The sequence below is a fragment of the Parahoeflea halophila genome, assembly GCF_900220985.1.
Lineage (GTDB): Bacteria > Pseudomonadota > Alphaproteobacteria > Rhizobiales > Rhizobiaceae > Hoeflea > Hoeflea halophila.
The window spans coordinates 439194-459271 of sequence record NZ_OCPC01000004.1 but is presented as its reverse complement, the minus strand read 5'-3'; the positions used below and the strand labels follow the sequence as shown (position 1 = coordinate 459271).

Sequence of the window (20078 nt, the reverse complement as noted above, 5' to 3'; positions counted from 1 at the left end):
CCTACCGGTTTCCCCGCCTAAGACGCGCCTTTCCTGGCGCTCTGCCAAAACCCCGGCCGCAAGGTCGGGGTTTTTCGCGTTCAGCTGGCCGGATGGGTGAAGCGGTAGCTGTTGCCCTTAGCATCAAACAGATGCAGCTTGGCCCTGTCAGCGGTAAAGCGGAGCTTGTCGCCGCGTCTGACCTGCTGGTGACCGGCGATCTTGGCGATGATCGGCTTGCCCTCGGTCAGATCATCGACATAGATCAGTGTGACCTCGCCCAGTGCCTCGACGATCGAGACGGTGCCCTCGAACAGGAAATCGTCGCTGGACGTGGCCACGAGATCCTCCGGCCGGACACCAAAAGAAGCCGGCCTGCCCGCATCGCTGTCAGGGACGGCAATGCCGGTGTCGACCGTCTTGCCGTTGGTGAAAGCCAATGTGGCGCTGGCACCGGTCTTCTCGAGCGTACCGGGGATGATGTTCATCGCCGGAGAGCCGATGAACTGGGCGACGAAGAGGTTCTTCGGCCGGTCATAGAGCTCCATCGGCGCACCCACCTGCTCGATATAGCCTGCCGACAGCACGACGATCCGGTCGGCCAGCGTCATCGCCTCGACCTGGTCATGGGTGACATAGATCATGGTTGTTTCAGGCATCGTTTCACTGAGCTTGGCAATCTCGATGCGGGTGGCGACGCGCAGCGCTGCATCGAGGTTGGACAGCGGCTCGTCAAACAGAAACACCTTGGGATCGCGGCAGATGGCACGGCCGATGGCGACGCGCTGGCGCTGTCCGCCCGACAAGGCCTTGGGCAGACGATCGAGATAATTGCCCAGTTGCAGGATCGCGGCCGCGGATTGTACCCGGCGGTCGATTTCCTCGTTGCTCTGCCCGGCGATTCTCAAGCCAAAAGCCATGTTGTCGTAGACAGTCATGTGCGGATAGAGCGCGTAGGACTGGAACACCATGGCGATGCCACGCTTGGAGGGCGGAACGTCGTTGACCACCATTCCATCGATATCCAGGGTGCCACCGCTGATCTCCTCGAGGCCGGCTATCATGCGCAGCAATGTCGACTTGCCACAGCCCGACGGGCCGACAAAGACGATGAACTCGCCCTGGGCGATGTCGAGATCGACGCCGTGGATCACCTCTATGGCGCCATAGGACTTCTTGATCCCCTTTAGTTTCAAACCGGCCATTTTGTTTCCTCCCCTGACGCCTGGATCGGCCTCACCCGAGCCTGGCGAAAAACGCATCGTATGGCGATATCTCGATCGTACCGGGCCGCAGCAGGCCCGAGAAGCCGTGACCTTCGAGCGGTTCCAGCTCGCCCTGCGGGCGCTCGATGACCTGGATCTCGTCGCTCAGATTGAAGGCGCAGAAAATGGCCTCGTCGTTGTTGCGGCGGATCATCGAGAGCACGGACTTTCCGGTGTCGGCAAATTCGAGGCTGCCCTTGGCCAAAACCGGATGAGCGCGGCGGAAAGCCAGCAAGCGGCGATAATGATTGAGCATCGATGCCTGGACATGGTCCTGCGCATCAACCGCCAGGTGACGGTGCTCCGGCGGGATCGGAAGCCAGGGCTGGCCATGGGTGAAGCCGGCGCTCTGCTCGTGTTCAGACCAGACCATCGGTGTGCGGCAACCGTCACGGCCCTTGAAATCGGGCCAGAACTGGATGCCATAGGGATCCTGAAGGTCCTCGAAAGCAAGGTCGGCTTCGGTCAGGCCGAGTTCCTCGCCCTGGTAGAGGCAGATGGAGCCGCGCAGCGAGATGATCAGCCCGGCCAGCAGCCGGATATAGCGTTCACGATCCTGGACACTGTCTCCCCAGCGCGTGGCATGGCGGACGACATCATGGTTGGAAAAGGCCCAGCAGGCCCAGCCTTCCGGCGCCGCATTCATGAAATCGGTCATCACGGTGCGGACGCGGTCAACCGTAACCGGTACTCCCGACAGGAACTCGAAGGCATAGCACATGTGCATCTTGTCGTGGCCGGAGGTGTAGTCGGCCACGATCTGCAGGCCGATCTGGGCATCCCCCACCTCACCGACCGCCGTGGTGCCCGGATACTCGTCGAGAAGCGCACGGAAGCGCTTGAGAAAGCCGAGATTCTCCGGCCGGTTCTTGTCGTAGACGTGGAGCTGGTGATTGTAGGGATTGACCGCAGGCGCGATCGAAGCGTTGCGCAGCTCCTTGGCCAGCGGCGGGTTGTCGCGCAGCTCCTGGTCATGAAAATAGAAATTGATGGTGTCGAGCCGAAAGCCGTCGACGCCGCGATCGAGCCAGAAGCGCACCACGTCGAGCAGGGCCTCCTGAACCTCCTGATTGTGGAAGTTGAGATCGGGCTGCGAGATCAGGAAATTGTGCAGGTAATACTGCTCGCGCTTGCCGTCCCACTGCCAGGCCGAGCCGCCGAAAATCGACAGCCAGTTGGTGGGCGGCGTGCCGTCGGGCTTGGGCTCGGCCCAGACATACCAGTCGGCCTTCGGGTTTTCCCGATCCATCCGGCTTTCGACAAACCAGGGGTGCAGATCGGAAGTGTGCGAGAGCACCAGATCGATGATGATGCGGATGCCGTGATCATGGGCGACCCTGACCAGATGGTCGAAATCGCCGAGGGTGCCGAACATCGGGTCGACATTGGTGTAGTCGGAAACGTCGTAGCCGAAATCCTTCATCGGCGAGGTGAAGAACGGCGAGATCCAGATGGCGTCGACGCCAAGTGACGCGATGTAGCCGATGCGTTCGGCAATGCCGATCAGGTCGCCGATGCCGTCGCCAGAGGTGTCCTGGTAGGAGCGCGGATAGACCTGATAGATGACGCCACCGCGCCACCAGTCGGCATCCGGGACGATCTCGGTGCCGGTTTGCAGCCGCTTGCCGGCAAGAGTCATGGTTTTCATAAAAGCCTCGTTATTTGACCGAGCCGGCCAGCAGGCCGCGCACGAGATATTTCTGCATGGCGAAGAAGACCACCAGCGGCACGGCGATCGACACGAAGGCCGAAGTCGCCAGGATTTCCCAGTTGCCGCCACGGGTGCCGAGCAGTTCGACGATCTGCTTGGTCATTACCGTGGTCTCACCGGTCGCATCAATCAGAAACACCAATGCGACAAGAAGATCGTTCCAGGTCCAGAGAAACTGGAAAATGGCAAAGGAGGCCAGCGCCGGGAAGGATAGTGGCAGGATGATCTTGACGAAGATCTGGAAGTCGGTGGCGCCATCGACGCGGGCGTTTTCGATGATGTCGCGGGGCAGGCCGACCATGTAATTGCGCAGCAGGTAGATCGCCAGCGGCAGGCCGAAGCCGGTATGGGCCAGCCAGACGCCGAGATAGCCCTTGCCGATGCCGATCTCGTTGTGAAGCCTGAGAAGCGGGATCAGCGCCAGCTGCAACGGCACCACCAGCAGGCCGACAACGGCTGCAATCAGCAGCGCGCGGCCGGGAAACCGCATCCAGGCGAGCGCATAGGCGGCGAAGGCGGCGATGACGATCGGGATGATGGTGGCGGGAATGGTGACCGTCAGCGTGTTGAAGAAGGCCCTAGCCATGCCCTCGCGGTTGCCCGGATCAAACAGCACGAAGCGGTAGTTCTCGAGCGTGAATTCCGGTGGCCGGGTGGCGGTAGTGAAGACCCGCGGCAGGCGGCTGTCGCCGAAGCTCTGGGGTGCTGCCAGGCTAAAGGCCCCATCTTCTGTGACCGTCAGGCTGGCGCCGTCGCCGACATCGACGGTCTCGCCGGGCGCATAGGCCTCGGGCGCGCGAGAGCTGGTGCCCCACTTGCTGATCTCGACTTCGTCGCTTTCGAACAGGTTGCCTGAAATGACGAACCGGCCGTCGATCTCGGCCTCCTCGCCGGAGATGCGGATGGCCGGCGCCTGGCGTTCCTGGGTGAACAGCGCCTTCCACCAGCCGGTGTTGGCGATCTGGTCGGCGGTGCGGAAGGAGGAAACGAAGAGGCCGACGGTGGGGAACAGCCACAGCGCAACCAGAAGCACGACCGAGATGTGAACGGCCCAGGTGAGAGGCGACTTTTTCGAGAACATGTTCATCAGCCGCCTCCCTCAGCGCGTTTCTTTGCGGGCGTTGTAGACATTCCAGGCGAGAATCGGCGTGACCAGCAACATGATGATCATGGCGCTCGCCGAGCCGACGCCCCAGTCATTGGTGCGAAACAGCTTGTCGTACATGTAGTTGGCCAGGACCTGGGTTTCCCATTGCCCGTTGGTCATGGCAAAGACGATGTCGAAGACCTTGAGCACGACTATGGTGATCGTGGTCCAGACCACCACGATGGTACTCATGATCTGCGGCACCTTGATCTTGAAGAAGATCTGGAACGGGTTGGCGCCGTCGATGATAGCCGCCTCGATGGTTTCTTCGGGAATGCCGCGCAGCGCCGCCGACAGGATCACCATGGCGAAGCCGGTCTGGATCCAGACCAGCACCACCATCAAAAAGATCGAATTCCAGAACGGGATGGTCAGCCAGGTCTGCGGCTCGCCATAGGGCAGCGATGCCGAAAACAGCGACGGAATTGCGCCCAGGGACAGCCACAGCATCCAGGCCGCGGCGAGGCTCAGAAGGCCGCGCAGGACATAGCCCCACACGCCGATTTGGCCGCGTCGCACTTCACGGCCGAGCAGCGGACGCAATGCCTGGTAGATGACATAGCCCATGCAGGCGGCGAAGACCGCTAGCAGCGCGATGGGCATGAGCTTGAGCACGAGAACCGACCAGGCACCACCATCGAAGCTGAGCCAGACGGCATTGAGCACGCCAATCTGATCCTGCCCGGCCGGCCTTGTGTCATAGACCAGCTTCCAGATCACCGCGGCGCCGACAAAGGAGATCGCCATCGGCATGAAGATCAGCGACTTGGCGATGCCGCCCCAGGAAATGCGGTCGGTGAGCTGGGCTGCCAGCAGGCCAAAGCCGGTCGAAAAGGCAGGAACAATGATCAGCCACAGCATGTTGTTCGTCATGGCTTCCCAGAACTTGGGCTCACCGAACATCTGGCTGTAATTGGCGAAACCGACAAAGGCACCGCCGGCATTGCGGTCGGTCAGCGACAGCCAGAGGGTGGCGAAGACCGGATAGGCGAGATAGAGGCCAAGCGCGAACAGAGCGGGGAACAGGAACAGCCAGGGCCGGATCTGATTGGCCCGGTTGATGTTGCGTCCGGCGTGCTCGCCCCTGGCCGGGAAAAGAACGTAATCGAGGAACCTGTTGGAGAGATAGAAGTAGCCTACGCATCCGCCGACGCCAACGATGATGGTGATCAAACCCTGAAGTGCCGGATGCATTGGTGTCCCCCCAAAAAGACATTTCAAAGTGGCAGACCCCGGACCAAGCCGGGGTCCGCAGATTTGTGCAGGTTGTTACTTGAGCGCGTCCCAGGACTTCTGGATCGCGTCCGCAACCTCTTCGGCGGATTTGCCACCAGTGTAATCGACCATGCCGGTCCAGAACGAGCCTGCTCCGACACCGCCGGGCATCAGGTCGGATGCATCGAAGCGGAAGGTCGTTGCGCCCAGCAGTACGTCGTTCATCTTCTTGAGCGTCGGATCCGAGAACACGTCGGTGTTGACCGCCTTGTAAGGGGTGAGGAAGCCCTTCTGCGCCATCCAGATCTCATGCGCGATCGGCGACTGCAGGAACTCGATCAGCGCCTGGGCGCCGGGGCTGTCCTTGGTGATGGCCCAGAGCGTGCCGGCGCCGAGCACCGGTTTGCCGAGATCCTTGCCTTCATAAGCAGGCATGTAGAAGAAGTCCGCATCGGTACCGACCTCCGTGCCTTCGGGGAAGAAGGCCGGGATGAAGGAGGCCTGATGGTGCATGTAGCACTGCGGCGGCGAGGAGAAGAGGCCTTTCGGGCTGTCGCGGAAATCGGTGGTCGCAACTGCGCCCGCGCCACCGGCGACATGGGCATCGTTGCGGGCAAACCAGCCGAACTCCTCGATCGCGTCGATGACGGCGGGATCGGTGAACTTGATTTCGTTGGACACCCATTTGTCATAGACGTCGGGCGACTGGGTGCGCAGCATCATGTCCTCGACCCAGTCGGTTGCCGGCCAACCGGTGGCGCCGCCCGAGCCAAGACCGATGCACCAGGGCGTCTCTCCGTCGGCTGCGATCTGTTCGGTCAGCGCCTTGAGCTCCTCCATGGTTTCGGGGATCTCGTAACCGGCATCCTCGAAGTTTTCCGGGACGTACCAGACCAGCGACTTCACATCGACCTTGTAGAAGAAACCATAGAGATTGTCCGAACCGTCCTCACCGGCATAGGTGCCGAGATCGACCCAGGACTGGCCGGCGGCATAGTTTTCCTTGATCCAGTCGCCAGTGCCTTCGGGAAGCGGCGAAAGAAAACCGCGCTTGGCCATGTCGGCGGCAAGCCCGGGCTGCGGGAACACCGCGATGTTGGGTGCTGAGCCTGCTTCGGCGTCAATCATGATCTGCTGTTCGAAACTGTCGGAGCCGACATATTTGACATCGGCACCGGTGGCTTCGGCGAAATAGGCCAGAACCGACTCGACATTCTCCTGGTCGGGCCCAAGCCATGGACCGAAGACCGTGACTTCCTCGCCGTCAAGCTGGGTGGATTTCAGCGCCTCGTAGCTCTCCCAGTTGAAATCGCCCTCGCCGGGGGTGAATTTGAGATCGGCGGAATGGGCCGACCCAATGGTCAGCGCAGCAGCCGCCGCGCTCATCAAAAACAGTTTCTTCATCAATTTTCCTCCGGACCAGTATCTGGCCTCTCCATCAAGCTAAACGGATTCTCCCAGCCAAGGCCATGCGATTTCAAAGCGCTTTGGCTTGCCTCAACAGGATTACGAGTACCGGCTTGAGTCAAGCTCAAAGTTCCCGGCAGGCGATGGATTTCCGTCTGCCGCTCTCGAATTGCCCAGGATTGTTGCGTTGCAACAGTGTTTTGCGATGCACTCGCGTCGTTTTCGCTTTTGCTGGCGGCAAAGCTGGGATTAGATAAAGGACTTGGGAGGGCTTGGCGTTCGCAGCCTGATGCTCAATTTCCCAAAGCGCTTTGAGTAAACGGACCGTCTTGTCGTGAACCTGAAACAGCTGTCAGCATTGCTTGAATTGTCGCAGACCACGGTCTCGCGTGCGCTCAACGGCTATCCAGAAGTCAGCGAGCAGACCCGAAGACGGGTGCTGGAAACGGCGCAGCGGTACGGTTACAAGCCCAATTCGAACGCCCGCAAGCTGGCCACCGGGCGCGCCGGTTCGATCGGTTACGTGCTGCCAGTGGGCCGCAATGTCGATCTCGATCCGCATTTTGTCGAATTCCTTTCCGGTCTCGGCGAACATGCGCTCAGCCGCGAGGTCGATCTGTCGCTGACACCCGCATCCTATGAGCGGGAGAGCGAAGCCTACCGCCGTATTGCCGCCAGCCGCTCGGTGGACGGGGTCTACCTGTCCGCGATGCGCAGCGACGAGCAGAGAATCGGCCTTTTGCAGGAGCTCGGGATTCCGTTTCTGGCGCATGGGCGGGCATTGAAGCCGGTGGACGGCTACGCCTGTGTCGATATCGACAATGAAGCCGCGTTTCACGACGCCACGCGGCTGCTGCTGCAACTGGGGCATCAGCGCCTGGCCTTCATCAATGGCGACACCGATTATTCCTTTGCCGTGCACCGGCTGGACGGGGTCCGGCGGGCAATGACTGCGTGCGGACTGGCGGTCGGCAGCCTTCAGCACCATTCGGCAGCAATGAACGAGGAAAACGGCTACCGGATCGCCAGTGCACTGTTCCACAACGCAGATCCGGCTACGCGGCCGACCGGGGTTCTCAGCGCCTCGATGTTCACCACACTGGGCATCGTGCGGGCGCTCAATCAGCTGGGGCTGAAGATGCCCGACGATGTATCGGTGATCACCCATGACGACGTGTTTCCGTTCCTCAAGCCCGAGAGCTTTTCGGTTCCACTGACCACCACCCGTTCCTCGATCCGGGCCGCAGGCGCGCGGATCTGTGAGCGATTGGTCGACATCATTTCCGGGGTGGAGACGGAGCCGGTGCAGGAGATCTGGCCGGTGGAGCTGATCGTGCGCGCGTCGAGCGGCCCCGCGCCTACGGAGCGCAAGGTGGTGCGCAGAGCGGCAGAGGCGGCGCAGTAGACAGACAGCGAGCCGCCGTCGAAAAACTTGCCGCAACGTCGTTGGGCTCTATGGGGATCGAAGACGTAAGCATGCTTTGCAGATGGGACCACACAGCGCGCAGCCTTCAGCCGAGGCGACACGCGGGCAGATGATGACCGGCACCCCGGTCCGGATCTGAAGGGTTTCAAGTGCTGTGGGGTTACAGTCCCGATCAGCTTGTCACAAGCTATACCCGGTCATCGGTCTTTTCCGCAGATTGCATCTCGTTGTGGCTTCCAGGATCGAAATCGTCGGGGTCGTAGCCTTCCTCGCCTTCGGCGATCCCGCTCACATGCGTGGTTCCTGTTTCTTCGTCGTAGACAAGCCCGTAGGTCGCGCTGCCTTCGGACCTGTAGCGGCGGTATTCATGGATGATCGCGTAGACGAAAAGAAAGGCGAAGGGCGCCAGGATCATCAGGGCTATCAAACGGGCTTCCATGGCAAATGCTCCTTTCGCAGAAACATGTTGGCTGTGAGGCTAGTGTCAAGACATGGCCTGTCAGGGCCAGCGCAGAAAGCGCCTCCCTGGTGGCGTCGAAACCTCGGGTTTCAACCCTTCTCAGGGTTCATCCGGTAAGATGAAATGCCCCAATATCCCGGGTGCCCGGATCGATGGTACGGCAGGGCCGATAAAGCGCCTTCTGGAGCCTAATTTCGCCGCCCGGCGACTTCAGTCGTTAATTTTTTTGCCGAAATCTTCAGAATTCGATAGGCGGAGTTATCCGTTCATTAACCATAATTGACGATTTTCGGCTCAACGAATGGTGGGTCGCTGATCCAGGAACAAGCAGCAGCGATGGCATGATGTCCAACCACCATTGCCGGTAACCCGAGTCCGGTATGTCCCGCGTAGATTGTCAAAAAGGGACACTTCCATGACAAGCATTATGACCAACACCGCAGCAATGTCCGCACTCGCCACTCTGCGCTCGATCAACTCCGACATGGAGACGACACAGAACCGCGTCTCCTCCGGCTACCGCGTTGAAACTGCTGCCGACAATTCGGCCTACTGGTCGATCGCAACCACCATGCGCTCCGACAACAAGGCACTTTCGACGGTCAAGGACGCTCTCGGCCTCGGCGCCGCCAAGGTTGACGTTGCCTACACAGGTATGAATTCGGCCATCGACGTGGTCTCCGAAATCAAGGCCAAGCTGGTTGCCGCCCGCGAGCCCGGTGTCGACAAGACCAAGATCGACAAGGAACTGACCGAGCTGAAAAACCAGCTGGTCTCGATCTCGGAATCGGCTTCCTTCTCGGGTGAAAACTGGCTCAACCACGATGGTGCAGCAGCCGCCGGTACCAAGACGATCGTCGGTGGTTTCAACCGCGATTCCGCCGGCCTGGTCTCGATCACGACGCTGGCGGTCAACACCACTTCGACCACGCTGATCGGCACCACCAATGAAAGCCTCGGTATCCTGACAAAAGATGTCGACGCCGACGCGCTCAATCCCAACTCCACCGGTACCGCCGTCAACTACTACCTGATCGATGCCGACGGCACCGCCACCACCGCCGGCTCCGCTACGGCCATCGCGCTGACCACCGCCACCACCGATGCCCAGGTCGACGACATGATCCGCGTCGTGGACTCGATGCTGACCGAGATGACCGATGCGGCCTCCAACCTCGGTGCAGTCAATTCACGCATCAAGATGCAGGAAGACTTCGTCGCCAGCCTGATGGACTCGATCGACTCCGGTATCGGCCGTCTGGTGGATGCGGACATGAACGAGGAATCGACCCGCCTGAAGGCTCTGCAGACCCAGCAGCAGCTCGGCATCCAGTCGCTCTCGATCGCCAACTCCAACTCGGAAAACATCCTGTCGCTGTTCCGATAGGACAGGTGACATCCGGTGGCACTGCCAAGGTGCCACCGCTCTCATGACGCAAAAGCCGCATCGGACACGATGCGGCTTTTTTAATAATTCTAGACCCAGAAATCTTCAGAGAGCGCTCAGAAGGACGGCGGCTTGAGGCCGTGGGCGCGCATGGCGGCGGTGACGGTGTTGGCCATCAGCATGGCAATGGTCATCGGGCCGACGCCGCCGGGGACCGGGGTGATGGTGTCTGCCACCTCAGCGCATTCATCAAAGGCGACATCGCCGACCAGCCGGGTCTTGCCCTCGCCACGCTCGGGCGCGTCGATGCGGTTGATGCCGACATCGATCACCGTGGCGCCGGGCTTGACCCACTCGGCCTTGACCATCTGCGGACGGCCGACCGCAGCCACGAGGATATCGGCGTTGCGGCAGACGCCAGCCAGATCCCTTGTGCGCGAGTGGGCGGTGGTCACCGTGGCATTGGCCGCCAGCAACAGCGCCGACATCGGTTTGCCGAAAAGGTTCGAGCGGCCGATGACCACGGCGTTAAGACCGGAGAGATCAGCACCGTGGGTCTGGCGCACGAACAGCATGGCGCCCGCCGGGGTGCAGGAAATCAACCCGCCGTCGAGGTCTCCGGTCATCAGCTTGCCGGCATTGACCACGTGCAGGCCATCGACATCCTTTTCCGGCCGGATCGACTGGATCACCGGGTCGGTTTCGAGATGATCCGGCAGCGGCAGCTGCACCAGGATGCCGTGAATTTCCGGATCCTCGTTGAGCTTGGCGACCAAGGCCTCGAGCTGGACTTGCGTGGTTTCGGCAGGCAGGGTGTGCTGCACCGACTTGAAGCCGCACTGCTTCGCCATGCGGCTTTTCGACGAAACATAAACATGGGAGGCCGGATCATCACCGACGATGACCACGGCCAGACCCGGACGGGCACCGGTCTCGGCCTCCAGCGCATTGCTCGCTGCCGTCACCTGCTCGATCACGCCAGCTGCAACAGCCTTGCCATCAATCACCTTCGCCATCCCAAATCCTTCCCGATCTGTTGCCTGCCCCGGCACCTGATTATCGGAGCGAGCAGCCTGCGCGGACCCTACGAAACCAAACGCAAAGGCCGATCGCTTCTTTGCGTCCTCTGATGTCAAATTTCAAGCTTGGAAGGTGTCAGGCGCTACGGCGGGGCGCGGCGTAACCGTCGATCCGGGAGCGCAATTCGTTCATCTCGCGGCGAATCCTGTCGACTTGCTCATTGCTGACAGGAGGTTCGGACCGGGCCGGCTCCGTGGCTGGTGCTGCCCGTGCCGGAGGCGCTGCGGCCGGAACCGGCTGCGGTGGCACCTGCTGATAAGCATGCACCGGTGCCGGGTGGGACTGCGCATGGGGCTGTACCGGCACGGGTTGCGGCTGATAGGCCGGTTGGAACTGGTGCGGCTGCATGGGCATCATCTGCGGCGGCAGCATGGGATAGGCCGCTGCGGCAGCATAGGGCGCCACGGGCACGCCATGGACCGGATAGACCGGTGCGTAGGGATCCACCGCCCGCCCGTGGTGCAAGCCCGGGAAGTGGCTGATCTGGGGCTGAGGAGCCTGATAGTACACGGAATGGCTGGGGTAGATCGCCTGAGCCGGGGCCGGGGCCGCAAAGGCATGGGGAGCATGGGGGGCTTGCGGATGGAATTGCGGCTGCGGCTGATGGGGCGTCTGGGTCTGCACCGGGCAAGATTGCTCCGCCGGCTGCACGTTGTGGGAATCGGGCGCGGCAACACTGACCGGTTCCGGCGCTCTGGCGTGCGCATCGGGAGCCAAGGCCGGCTCGTACCGGGCGTCCCGTGCCCGGGGAGCTTCGCCGGACAGTGCGGTTTTCTTTTCGCTTGCGGGGGGCTGTTCGACATGGTCGCCTGCTTCAGACAGGATTCTCGCCACAGCCTCGAGCCATGCCGGGCTGGCGGTCTGCTCGGCGTCGGGTTTCTCCGCTTTCCTTGCGCGTCCGGACGGAGCGGGCTCGCTGGACGGAGCCGCCCTGCTGGTCCCGGAAGCCCCGGCCCTGGCCGATTTCGGACGAAGAACGATGGTGCGTGCGGGTGCGGGAGGCACCGGTACCGCTTCCATGGAATCAAGGGTCTGCGGTTCGGATTTGCCGGAAGGCTCCTCAACGGGCGCTTTGCCCATCCGCGCACCGGCTGCCGCCGCGGCGCTGGCGCGCGCACCGGTAAAGGGGGCCGGTGTGAACCCGCCCGCGATGCTCTCACGGCCACCGGACATGCTATCATCCGGGCCGGGGCCGGACGGACGGCCGGGACCGCCAGGAGGCGTCCGCGGAGCCGGGGCCGGCGGCTGCGGATACCCGCCAAAGGGCGAGCCGGGATAACGATTTGGCAATTGCGCGCTGTTGTAGGCGCGAATGCTTTCGACCGCGCCAGCCAGCAAGGCCAGGCCGAGACCTGCAAACAGCCCCGCCATCATCCCGCCGATGGCGATGATCTTGCGCGACGGACCCATCGGCCGCATCGGCGCCTCGGCCGGGGAAATGACCCGGACATTGCGTGTCGAGAGGTTGGAACGCTCGCTGGTTTCGCGCGAGCGGGTGAGGAAGGCCTCATAGATGCCACGGGTGGCGTTGGCTTTGCGCTCGAGCTCGCGCAGGGTCACGAGCTCGACCGACTGATCCATGGAGCGGCTCTTGGCAATGGCCATCTGGCTCGCCAGTTCCTGCTCGGTCGCGACGGCACGCTGCAGCTCTGTCTGCGAGCTGGCGACGATACGGCGCAGCTCGGCGCTGATTTCATTGGTGATGGTCTCGAGCGACTGCATCGCAGCGATATATTGCGGATGCCGCGGACCAAGCCGGGTGGCCAATGAATCCGCGTTTGCCTTGGTCTGAGTATACTGCTTGCGCAACTCGCTGAGATTTGAGGACAGCAGCTCTTCGGGAAACGCGCCGGAGAGGACATCATCAATCCGGACCTTGGCGAGATTATCGGCCTTGACCCTGATGCCCACCTTCATGGCGCGGGCGTTGGCGAGTTGATCGCTCAGCGCCAGGATCTCCTTGTCGTCGATAAATTGACCGCCAACGCCGACCAGGCCGTTTTCTGCCTTGAAGCGTTCGACTTCACGCTCGGCGGCATCGAGATCGGCGCGCAGGGCGTTGAGCCGTGTGTCGATGGATTCCGAGGTCCGTTCCAGCAGGCTGGACTGCGCTTGACCTTCGGAATCGAGATAGGTCTCGACGACCCGGTTGGCGATCAGCGCGGACTTTTCCGCATCGCGGGTATCGACGCCGACTATGATGACGAAGGTCCTGGAATCGCGGGAAACCGACAAGGCATCCCTGAGATTGTTGAGTGCCTTCTGTTCGCCTTCATCGGACGGAGACTTTCCGGTGAAAAGCTCCCTGATCAGCGAGATTCCGCCGCTGATGCCGCCTGCCGAGCGGGAACCATTGAACTCGGGATCGCGGTCGAGCCCGAGGTCTGAGACGACCTTTTCGAGTACGCTGGTGGAGGAAAGGATCTGCAACTGGCTGTCGGTGATCGCCAGCATGGCTTCGGTTGAAAGCTGCTGATTGCGGATGTCATCCTCGGTGACGCGAACCTCGCGCGGGTCAACGAAGAGCCTGCTTTCAGCGTAATATTTGTGCGGCGTCGACAGCGCCAGGAGCACACCGATCACCGCGCCGCCCACCGTTGCGGCGCCTATCAGACGACGGAAGCGCCAGACGGCGGAAATCAGGATCGATGCATCGAGCAGGGGACGCGTGTCGTCGACAAGCTGACTGTGACCGGACGCAGCATGCCAGTGGTAGGGGTCGTCGCGGAACTGGATGTCCCTGCGGGGATGGCGCCCTGAATCGGGAACTTTCTCTGGCTCCGGCTCAGCCTCACTCTGCAAGGGCGCTTCGGGTCGCCGGTCTGCCTCCGGGCTCGCACCGGACGCCACTGGCTGCTGGTTGCCGGATTGCTGCCGGCGTGTTCCGGAATTCTCATCCGGCGCGATGGTGCCGATCAGCCGGGCGATCCTGTCACCGAATTTCTCGCGGGTGGCAGATGCCGGTTCAGCAGATTTCCCGGGCTGGGCTTCGGCGGCAACGGTCGGAGCGGGGTCATTGGCCGGAGCCGAGGCAAGTACAGAGCCGGCGGCACGGTCGGGTGCGTCATCCCGGGGTGCGGAAAACCGCGAGGTGGACACCCGAGCAGAGCGGTTGGGCGTCGACAGGATCGACGGTGCGGCCCTCGGCCGGTCAGCCGGCTGCGGTCCGGCGGGCTGGCCGGTTCGCGACACGCCGCTGTCACGGGCGTGATCGAGCAACGATCCACGCCCCCCGCGGGGTCTCCTGTCATCAGTTGAATCGCTCATATCCGGCTACGGCCGCCTTATTGGCAAGAATGTCCTCTTCGTTAAGACAAGTTATAAATTCATGGGTAACAAAAGGTTAATTTCGGCCAATACAGATCGTTTTCTGCTCTTTGCCGGGCAAATTGGGTGTGTTTCGGGTGGATCCGCATTGCGACCAAGCCGGCTCGCAATGGCCGTTTCGAACCTCGGATTAACATATTCCCCTTATCATTCGCCGGACGAAACGACGGGTGCAGGTGCTGCATGCGTCTCCCCCGTTATGGTACCCGATGATTGTTCGACTGAGAAACCTTGCCAGCGCCAACAGCGCCCTCGTCCGCGCTTACCTGTCCTTGGTCGGCGGGTCCGCAGGACGGCTGGTGATTTCGCTTGTCTATTTCATTGCCATTGCCAACACCCTTTCGATTGCCGAGTTCGGGCTGTTTGCCACGGCCTCGGCCTGCGGCATCATGCTGTCGCGGCTGCTTGCGTTCGGCTTCGTGTCGCCGCTCTACCGGATCGCAACGGTCAAGACCCGCCTGCTCGGGGTCTATACCGCGGGATTTCTCGGGGGGATGGTGGCCTCGGCACCGGTAATCGCGCTGGCCGCCTGGCTCACCCACCTGCTGGTGTTCGCAGACCAGATGGCGCTCGCAACCTTCGCCAAGATCATTGTTGCCGAAGTCCTGTGCTGGCGCATCATGGAGATCGCGGTGATCGTCAGCTACGGCACGAACCGTTTCGGCTCCGGCTCCGTGCTGGTGGTGGTGGCGACCTTGCTCAAGACCATTGCCGCAGTGCTGTTTGCCTGGCTGTCGGACGGTTCGCTGCAGAGCTGGGGCTGGTATTACCTCGCCGCCAACGGCCTGTCGGCGATTGTCGCGGTGGTGTTCTTCTATCCCCGAGTGCGGCTGCGCTGGAAGCTGGAGCTCTACACACGGCGATGGGTCGATGCCGTCTCCGTGGCGGGCGCGGAGATGCTGTTCTACATCCAGTCGGAACTCGACAAGGTGCTGGTGCTGTCGCTGGGCGGGCCCGAGACGGCCGGGATCTACGCCATCATCATGCGGCTGGTCGACCTGACCGCCCTGCCCGTGCGCGCCTTCCTGACGGTGCTGACCCAGAGGCTGATGCGCACCTCGGCAATGCTCAACGAGGTGAAGAACCGGTTGCTGCTGGAGGGTGCTGTGGCCGCGGTGTCGACGGCGGGGCTTCTCGGCATGGCCGGCTTCCTGTGGCTGTTCCCCGACGCGCTTGGCAAGAATGTTTCGGTGGCCGCTCCGTTGCTGATCTTCGTTGCGCTGGTGCCGGCATTCCGTAACCTGATCGAGTATCACTCGGAGCTCCTCTATGCGACCGGCCGGACCGTGGTGCGGATGCTGATCCTGGCAACGCTGGGGGCGATGAAGGCGCTGTTGCTTGCCTATATTCTGGGACTGCACACCGATGTCGTGATCTGGGTGGAACTGCTGAACGTGGCGTTCCTCGTGCTGTATCTGCTCTCGGCACTGCTGACCTACCGCGCACTTCGCGGCATCAAGAAGCGGCCTATCTGATGGGTCTCAACAGCTGCCTGCGCCAGGTCAGGGGGCAACCGAGAAGGCCAGGCGGCGGATCTCGGAAATCGGGTGATTGACGAAGGACTGGATGCCGATGGCAACCTGCCCGGGCTTCAGGTCCTGCATGAAAGCCTCGAGCCCTTCCTGCGTCTCCGGATGGGCCTCGCGGTCCCACAGAACATGGCAAAGTGCCTGGTTCGAATGACTGTGTCCCTCGCCAGCAAGCACCTCATCGACGAACCGGCCGTAGATCGTGCATTCGGAAATGGCGCGGGAGCCGATCAGCGCACGAACCCAGTCGCGGCCGGAGGCCTTTTCAATGTGATCGAGCATTGCGCGGGCGGTGTCGGCCCGCCAGCCGATGAAGGTGTTGATGTAATCAGGCAATGGCCCGGCCGCTGCCGGCACGCCAAGGAGCTTGCCGGCATGGGCGAACCATTGGCGGTGCTCGGTCATCTGCTGGCTGACCCCTGCATCAACACGGTACATGACCATGTTTCCGTCCATCCACATGCGTGATGGATCATAGGAGCGCACCATCACCACATCGGAATCGACCGACAGCAGCATGTCGGCATCGATGTGGCGGGCCAAGGCCATGCGGCGGATCTGCTGGGCGTGCCAGCCGCGCAACGGGACCGAGAACGGGCTGAGCCAGAGACGGCGGCGGCCAAGACTTAAAGGGTCGGGGAACGACCGCAGCCACCAGGGAAAGAGATCGGCTTCGCTGACCACGGTGCGGCGCGGACCTTCGAGCGGGCTGAACAGCGTAACATCGGCCGGTTCAACCAGCAGGTAGTGATGCCAGTCGCCGGACAGAAAACGGTCCAGGCTTTCGCACATCAAGCGGCAGCGATCGAGATCGGCGGACCAGGACGCGGTCATAACGGCAGTCTTCATGGCGGTTCCGCTTGGTTCGCCTCGGCGGCGGCATTCGGCAGTTGTCAGGCAGGCAGCCCGCTCTTTCGGCCGGCACCAGACAGTTTGTAACGCAGCAGGTGGCACAGGAAAACGGGGTTGCCGAGAATATAGCGGCGCCAGAGCCTTGATGGCTCAAGCACAAGGCGCCAGACCCATTCCAGCCGGAGGTCGCGAATGATCCGAGGTGCGCGCGGGACGGCCCCGGACACAAAATCAAACAGTGCGCCGACACCAAAGACCACACGACCGTGGCCCGGCCTGATATGGCTGTCGATCCAGATCTCCTGCGATGGGCTTCCGAGAGCGATAAGGGTCACATCAGGATCGATTGCCGCGAGATCGGCGAGCACCCTTGCGCTGTCGGACAGGTCAAAATAGCCGTCCGAGACGGGGAAGAACTCATGCCAGGGGGTCGCCGCCTTGAAGTTGCTGACCGCGCGATCCAGGATTTCAGGACGCGCGCCGATAAGCGCCACCTTCAGGGGCCTTGCCGCGTGCACCAGAAGTGCTGGAATGAAATCCGTGCCGTTGAGGTTCGCCGGAAAAGCACTGCCATGAAGGGCGCGCGACGCAATGTCGACACCAACGCCATCGGGCAACACCTCGGACCTCATCAGGCCCTGGCGGTATCTCGGGTCACGCATGGCAAGGTTGGTGTTGTTGGCATTGAGGAAATTGAAAATCTGCTGCGGCCGGTCTTCGTCAATCACGCGATTGAGCTGTTCGAGCGCCTGGGACCATTCCAGAGCAGCAACCCGAATACCCATGATGTCGCGATGTTGACAGTTTTTCATTGCTGGCATGGTCACTCCGAACACTCTCACCAGAACCGGGCTCTCCGTCCAAGGTACCCTGCAAACGGTGTTAGCACTTTATTAATCCGTGGACAGCTGTATTCCACAAATGCAGTTAAGGACCTGATTTACCTTTTGTTTACCATGCAATCGAGACCGGTCGACAGGGCTTTGCCGAGGCCGTCAAGCTGAACGGCATGGAAACTGCGGCCGTCCCTGTCCAACCGCTCTCCGGCACGAGAGCGCCCGACCAGATCGATCAGTGCAGCGGCAAATGCTGCCGGGTCATCGGCGACGGTGCAATTGTCCGGTGTGACCGAGATGCCACGCAGGGCACTGGATGTCGCGACCGACGGCAGCCCCATCTCGAAGGTCTCGATGGTCTTGAGCTGAACGCCGGTGCCTGTGCGCGAAATCAGTGGCACGACGCTGCAGGATTGAACGAAGGTACGGGCATCGGGCACACGCCCGAGGAACGAGACATTGTCCGTGGTCCTGGGCTTCCCGGCCCCGATCCCTCCGGCGATGGCGATGCGGAAGTCGGCCGGCAGGCGGGGCACGATCTCATCGAGGAACCAGTCGAGTCCTGCCCGGTTGGCGGCCCAGCTCCAGGATCCGATCATGCCCACATCATGGGCCGGGGTACGGTCCGTAGCTGCCGGAGGCGGCGCCACCGAGGTCACCAGCGGCAGGACAGTGGACCGCGCGGGGGCTGCGACACCGAGCGCCGCCCGGTCGTCCTCTGCAAGGGTGAAGACATGCTCCGCCATGGCACAGAGCCTGCTTTCCAGACCGGAAAGCAGGCGTGCCTCACGCTCAAACAGAAAGCGGGTCAGTGGATTGGCGGCGTTGCGGGCATTGTCGGCGGCGCTGGCAGCCTCGACATTGTGGGCAACGAATACGGAGGGAAAAGCTTCGAAGAAGTCTCTGAAGGCGCCGGGAAGCTGCACCGAGTTGAGGACCAGCCCGTCAAGCGGCGCCAGCGCCGAGAGCGCGTCACGGATCTGGGACAGGGAGGCCGCATGCATCTTGGCCACCGACACCGGTTCGCCGTGATAAAACGCATCCTTGAGCCAGAGCGCCTTTTGGCGCTTGCCCACACGGGCATTGGTAACTTCGAGCTGCCCAAGCAGGCTGGTGTGCGCCGGCTCAGCGGGGGCATGGCCGGGTTGGAGGAAACCCAGCACGGAAACCCTGTGACCGAGCATCCGCAGCGCGTCGACGATCACGCGGTTGGCGATGTCGTAACCCGACGCGGGATTTTCGACCGGGACCAGGGAGGAAATGAAGACAAGGTGCATATGTATTCCGTTCCAGCAATGGCCAGATCATAGCGCGATCACTTGAATGCCCGGTTAAGCGCCTGTTTCAAATGTCCGGTGTCAGCTTCAGCTATTCTTCAGAATCCTGTGATTGGATGGGAGGTGCAACAACCGGATATCCAAGATGACGCCAGACCCTGCCTTCGTTTCCGAGCATGCCCGCTCAGCGGACCTGAAGCCGGAACGTATCCGCGTCGTAATTACGCTGCCGACATTCCGCCGTCCGGATCATCTGGTCATGACGCTGGACTCTCTGCAGGCGCAGGGCCTGGGCGACGACACCGCGGTTATCGTCATGGACAATGACGCCGAAAGGCTGCAGGGCGCCACTGCTGCGGCAGACTGGCTGACAAGCTCGCGGCTCAAGGGCATCGCCATCGTGGCGCATCAGCGCGGCAACTGCCACGCCTACAATGCCGGCTGGGAGACCGCGCTTGCGGAGTTTCCCCGCCTGACCCATGTGGCGGTGATCGACGATGACGAAATCGCCGGGCCGGACTGGCTGGCCGGGCTGATGAAGGTCGCCGTGAATACCGGTGCTGACCTGGTGGGCGGGCCGCAGATTCCGGTGTTTGCCAACAAGGCCCTGGAGGGCTGGCGCAAGCACCCCGTCTTCACGCCGCATTACGACAAATCGGGACTTGTTCCGATCCTCTACTCCTCCGGCAATGTGCTGATCTCGCGGCCGGTGCTGGACATGATGCCGAGGCCGTTTCTCGATCCGGCGTTCAACTTCATCGGAGGCGGCGACAGCGACTTTTACCGCCGTGCCAAGGCGCGCGGTTTCTCATTCGGCTGGAGCGCCGAGGCCGTGGTTCTGGAAACGCTGCCTTCCCGGCGCGCCGAATTCTCGTGGCTGAATGCACGCGCGCTCAGAAACGGCGCGATCTCTGCAATCCTCGAGAAACGGCAATGGCCCGGAATCCCCGGCCGGGCCCGGACGCTGGCCAAATCCCTGGCATTGCTGGCCGCTGCCCCGCTGCGCGGTGTACCGCTCGGATTGCGAACCGGTTCCGCAGTGATCGGGCTTTATCACATCCAGGTCGCCGTGGGGCGGCTGATGGCCGAGTTCGGACTGGTCAACGAGCAGTACCGGAACCCGGAAAGCAACTGAGAGTCCCCAGTTAAAGCGCCGCGTGAAGAGACCGCGGCTGCGGGG

15 protein-coding genes are annotated in these 20078 nt (G+C 62.0%); 4 read left to right on the top strand and 11 right to left on the bottom strand.

Annotated elements, in window-relative coordinates; translation table 11 throughout:
* Positions 1–80: 80 nt before the first annotated feature.
* The 5 genes from CRO46_RS15470 to CRO46_RS15450 all read right to left on the bottom strand — a co-directional run bounded on the left by CRO46_RS15470 (position 81) and on the right by CRO46_RS15450 (position 6721).
* Positions 81–1184 (bottom strand): ABC transporter ATP-binding protein, encoded by a 1104-nt coding sequence (locus tag CRO46_RS15470; protein WP_097108669.1) that lies wholly within the window; start codon positions 1182–1184, stop codon positions 81–83.
* Positions 1185–1215: 31 nt separating this feature from the next.
* Positions 1216–2892, bottom strand: coding sequence for a beta-galactosidase BglA (gene bglA, locus CRO46_RS15465; protein ID WP_097108668.1), 1677 nt, complete (start codon positions 2890–2892; stop codon positions 1216–1218).
* Between the two features lie 10 nt (positions 2893–2902).
* Complete coding sequence (locus tag CRO46_RS15460) at positions 2903–4042, bottom strand: carbohydrate ABC transporter permease (protein WP_097108667.1); 1140 nt, start codon at positions 4040–4042, stop codon at positions 2903–2905.
* Positions 4043–4054: 12 nt separating this feature from the next.
* Entirely contained in the window at positions 4055–5296 is a 1242-nt protein-coding gene (locus CRO46_RS15455) for a carbohydrate ABC transporter permease (RefSeq protein WP_097108666.1), read from the bottom strand.
* 75 nt (positions 5297–5371) lie between these two features.
* Positions 5372–6721, bottom strand: a complete 1350-nt coding sequence (locus CRO46_RS15450) for an ABC transporter substrate-binding protein (protein WP_097108665.1) — start codon at positions 6719–6721, stop codon at positions 5372–5374.
* Between the two features lie 337 nt (positions 6722–7058).
* Here CRO46_RS15450 and CRO46_RS15445 point away from each other — a divergent pair, with 337 nt between their 5' ends.
* Positions 7059–8129, top strand: a complete 1071-nt coding sequence (locus CRO46_RS15445) for a LacI family DNA-binding transcriptional regulator (RefSeq protein ID WP_097108664.1) — start codon at positions 7059–7061, stop codon at positions 8127–8129.
* 208 nt (positions 8130–8337) lie between these two features.
* Here the strand turns inward: CRO46_RS15445 and CRO46_RS15440 are convergent, their stop codons facing one another.
* Positions 8338–8589 (bottom strand): hypothetical protein, encoded by a 252-nt coding sequence (locus CRO46_RS15440; protein ID WP_097108663.1) that lies wholly within the window; start codon positions 8587–8589, stop codon positions 8338–8340.
* 436 nt (positions 8590–9025) lie between these two features.
* On the opposite strand from CRO46_RS15440, the gene CRO46_RS15435 reads away from it, so the two are divergent.
* Entirely contained in the window at positions 9026–9997 is a 972-nt protein-coding gene (locus CRO46_RS15435; RefSeq protein WP_097108662.1) for a flagellin N-terminal helical domain-containing protein, read from the top strand.
* Between the two features lie 116 nt (positions 9998–10113).
* Here the strand turns inward: CRO46_RS15435 and folD are convergent, their stop codons facing one another.
* Both folD and CRO46_RS15425 read right to left on the bottom strand, forming a co-directional pair.
* Positions 10114–11013, bottom strand: a complete 900-nt coding sequence (gene folD / locus CRO46_RS15430; protein ID WP_097108661.1) for a bifunctional methylenetetrahydrofolate dehydrogenase/methenyltetrahydrofolate cyclohydrolase FolD — start codon at positions 11011–11013, stop codon at positions 10114–10116.
* A gap of 139 nt (positions 11014–11152) precedes the next feature.
* Positions 11153–14344 (bottom strand): GumC family protein, encoded by a 3192-nt coding sequence (locus tag CRO46_RS15425; protein ID WP_097108660.1) that lies wholly within the window; start codon positions 14342–14344, stop codon positions 11153–11155.
* A 269-nt stretch (positions 14345–14613) separates the two neighbouring features.
* Here CRO46_RS15425 and CRO46_RS15420 point away from each other — a divergent pair, with 269 nt between their 5' ends.
* Positions 14614–15879 carry a lipopolysaccharide biosynthesis protein gene (locus CRO46_RS15420; protein ID WP_097108659.1) on the top strand — a complete coding sequence of 422 codons (1266 nt, stop codon included), beginning with the start codon at positions 14614–14616 and terminating at the stop codon, positions 15877–15879.
* Positions 15880–15906: 27 nt separating this feature from the next.
* Here the strand turns inward: CRO46_RS15420 and CRO46_RS15415 are convergent, their stop codons facing one another.
* From CRO46_RS15415 to CRO46_RS15405, 3 genes are all read right to left on the bottom strand, one after another.
* Entirely contained in the window at positions 15907–16782 is an 876-nt protein-coding gene (locus CRO46_RS15415; RefSeq protein ID WP_097108658.1) for a DUF6492 family protein, read from the bottom strand.
* Between the two features lie 44 nt (positions 16783–16826).
* Positions 16827–17597 carry a WecB/TagA/CpsF family glycosyltransferase gene (locus CRO46_RS15410; RefSeq protein WP_244577915.1) on the bottom strand — a complete coding sequence of 257 codons (771 nt, stop codon included), beginning with the start codon at positions 17595–17597 and terminating at the stop codon, positions 16827–16829.
* A 128-nt stretch (positions 17598–17725) separates the two neighbouring features.
* Positions 17726–18898, bottom strand: coding sequence for a glycosyltransferase (locus tag CRO46_RS15405; protein WP_097108656.1), 1173 nt, complete (start codon positions 18896–18898; stop codon positions 17726–17728).
* A gap of 145 nt (positions 18899–19043) precedes the next feature.
* Here CRO46_RS15405 and CRO46_RS15400 point away from each other — a divergent pair, with 145 nt between their 5' ends.
* A complete protein-coding gene (locus CRO46_RS15400; RefSeq protein ID WP_097108655.1) occupies positions 19044–20033 on the top strand; it encodes a glycosyltransferase family 2 protein in 990 nt (329 codons plus the stop codon).
* The last annotated feature ends 45 nt before the right edge of the window (positions 20034–20078 follow it).

What these genes read in the sequence shown, in the direction of transcription:
- CRO46_RS15470 (WP_097108669.1), bottom strand. Translation starts at nt 1,184, where the DNA reads ATGGCCGGTTTGAAACTAAAGGGGATCAAGAAGTCCTATGGCGCCATA.
- bglA (WP_097108668.1), bottom strand. Translation starts at nt 2,892, where the DNA reads ATGAAAACCATGACTCTTGCCGGCAAGCGGCTGCAAACCGGCACCGAG.
- CRO46_RS15460 (WP_097108667.1), bottom strand. Translation starts at nt 4,042, where the DNA reads ATGAACATGTTCTCGAAAAAGTCGCCTCTCACCTGGGCCGTTCACATC.
- CRO46_RS15455 (WP_097108666.1), bottom strand. Translation starts at nt 5,296, where the DNA reads ATGCATCCGGCACTTCAGGGTTTGATCACCATCATCGTTGGCGTCGGC.
- CRO46_RS15450 (WP_097108665.1), bottom strand. Translation starts at nt 6,721, where the DNA reads ATGAAGAAACTGTTTTTGATGAGCGCGGCGGCTGCTGCGCTGACCATT.
- CRO46_RS15440 (WP_097108663.1), bottom strand. Translation starts at nt 8,589, where the DNA reads ATGGAAGCCCGTTTGATAGCCCTGATGATCCTGGCGCCCTTCGCCTTT.
- CRO46_RS15435 (WP_097108662.1), top strand. Translation starts at nt 9,026, where the DNA reads ATGACAAGCATTATGACCAACACCGCAGCAATGTCCGCACTCGCCACT.
- folD (WP_097108661.1), bottom strand. Translation starts at nt 11,013, where the DNA reads ATGGCGAAGGTGATTGATGGCAAGGCTGTTGCAGCTGGCGTGATCGAG.
- CRO46_RS15425 (WP_097108660.1), bottom strand. Translation starts at nt 14,344, where the DNA reads ATGAGCGATTCAACTGATGACAGGAGACCCCGCGGGGGGCGTGGATCG.
- CRO46_RS15420 (WP_097108659.1), top strand. Translation starts at nt 14,614, where the DNA reads ATGATTGTTCGACTGAGAAACCTTGCCAGCGCCAACAGCGCCCTCGTC.
- CRO46_RS15415 (WP_097108658.1), bottom strand. Translation starts at nt 16,782, where the DNA reads ATGAAGACTGCCGTTATGACCGCGTCCTGGTCCGCCGATCTCGATCGC.
- CRO46_RS15410 (WP_244577915.1), bottom strand. Translation starts at nt 17,597, where the DNA reads ATGAAAAACTGTCAACATCGCGACATCATGGGTATTCGGGTTGCTGCT.
- CRO46_RS15405 (WP_097108656.1), bottom strand. Translation starts at nt 18,898, where the DNA reads ATGCACCTTGTCTTCATTTCCTCCCTGGTCCCGGTCGAAAATCCCGCG.
- CRO46_RS15400 (WP_097108655.1), top strand. Translation starts at nt 19,044, where the DNA reads ATGACGCCAGACCCTGCCTTCGTTTCCGAGCATGCCCGCTCAGCGGAC.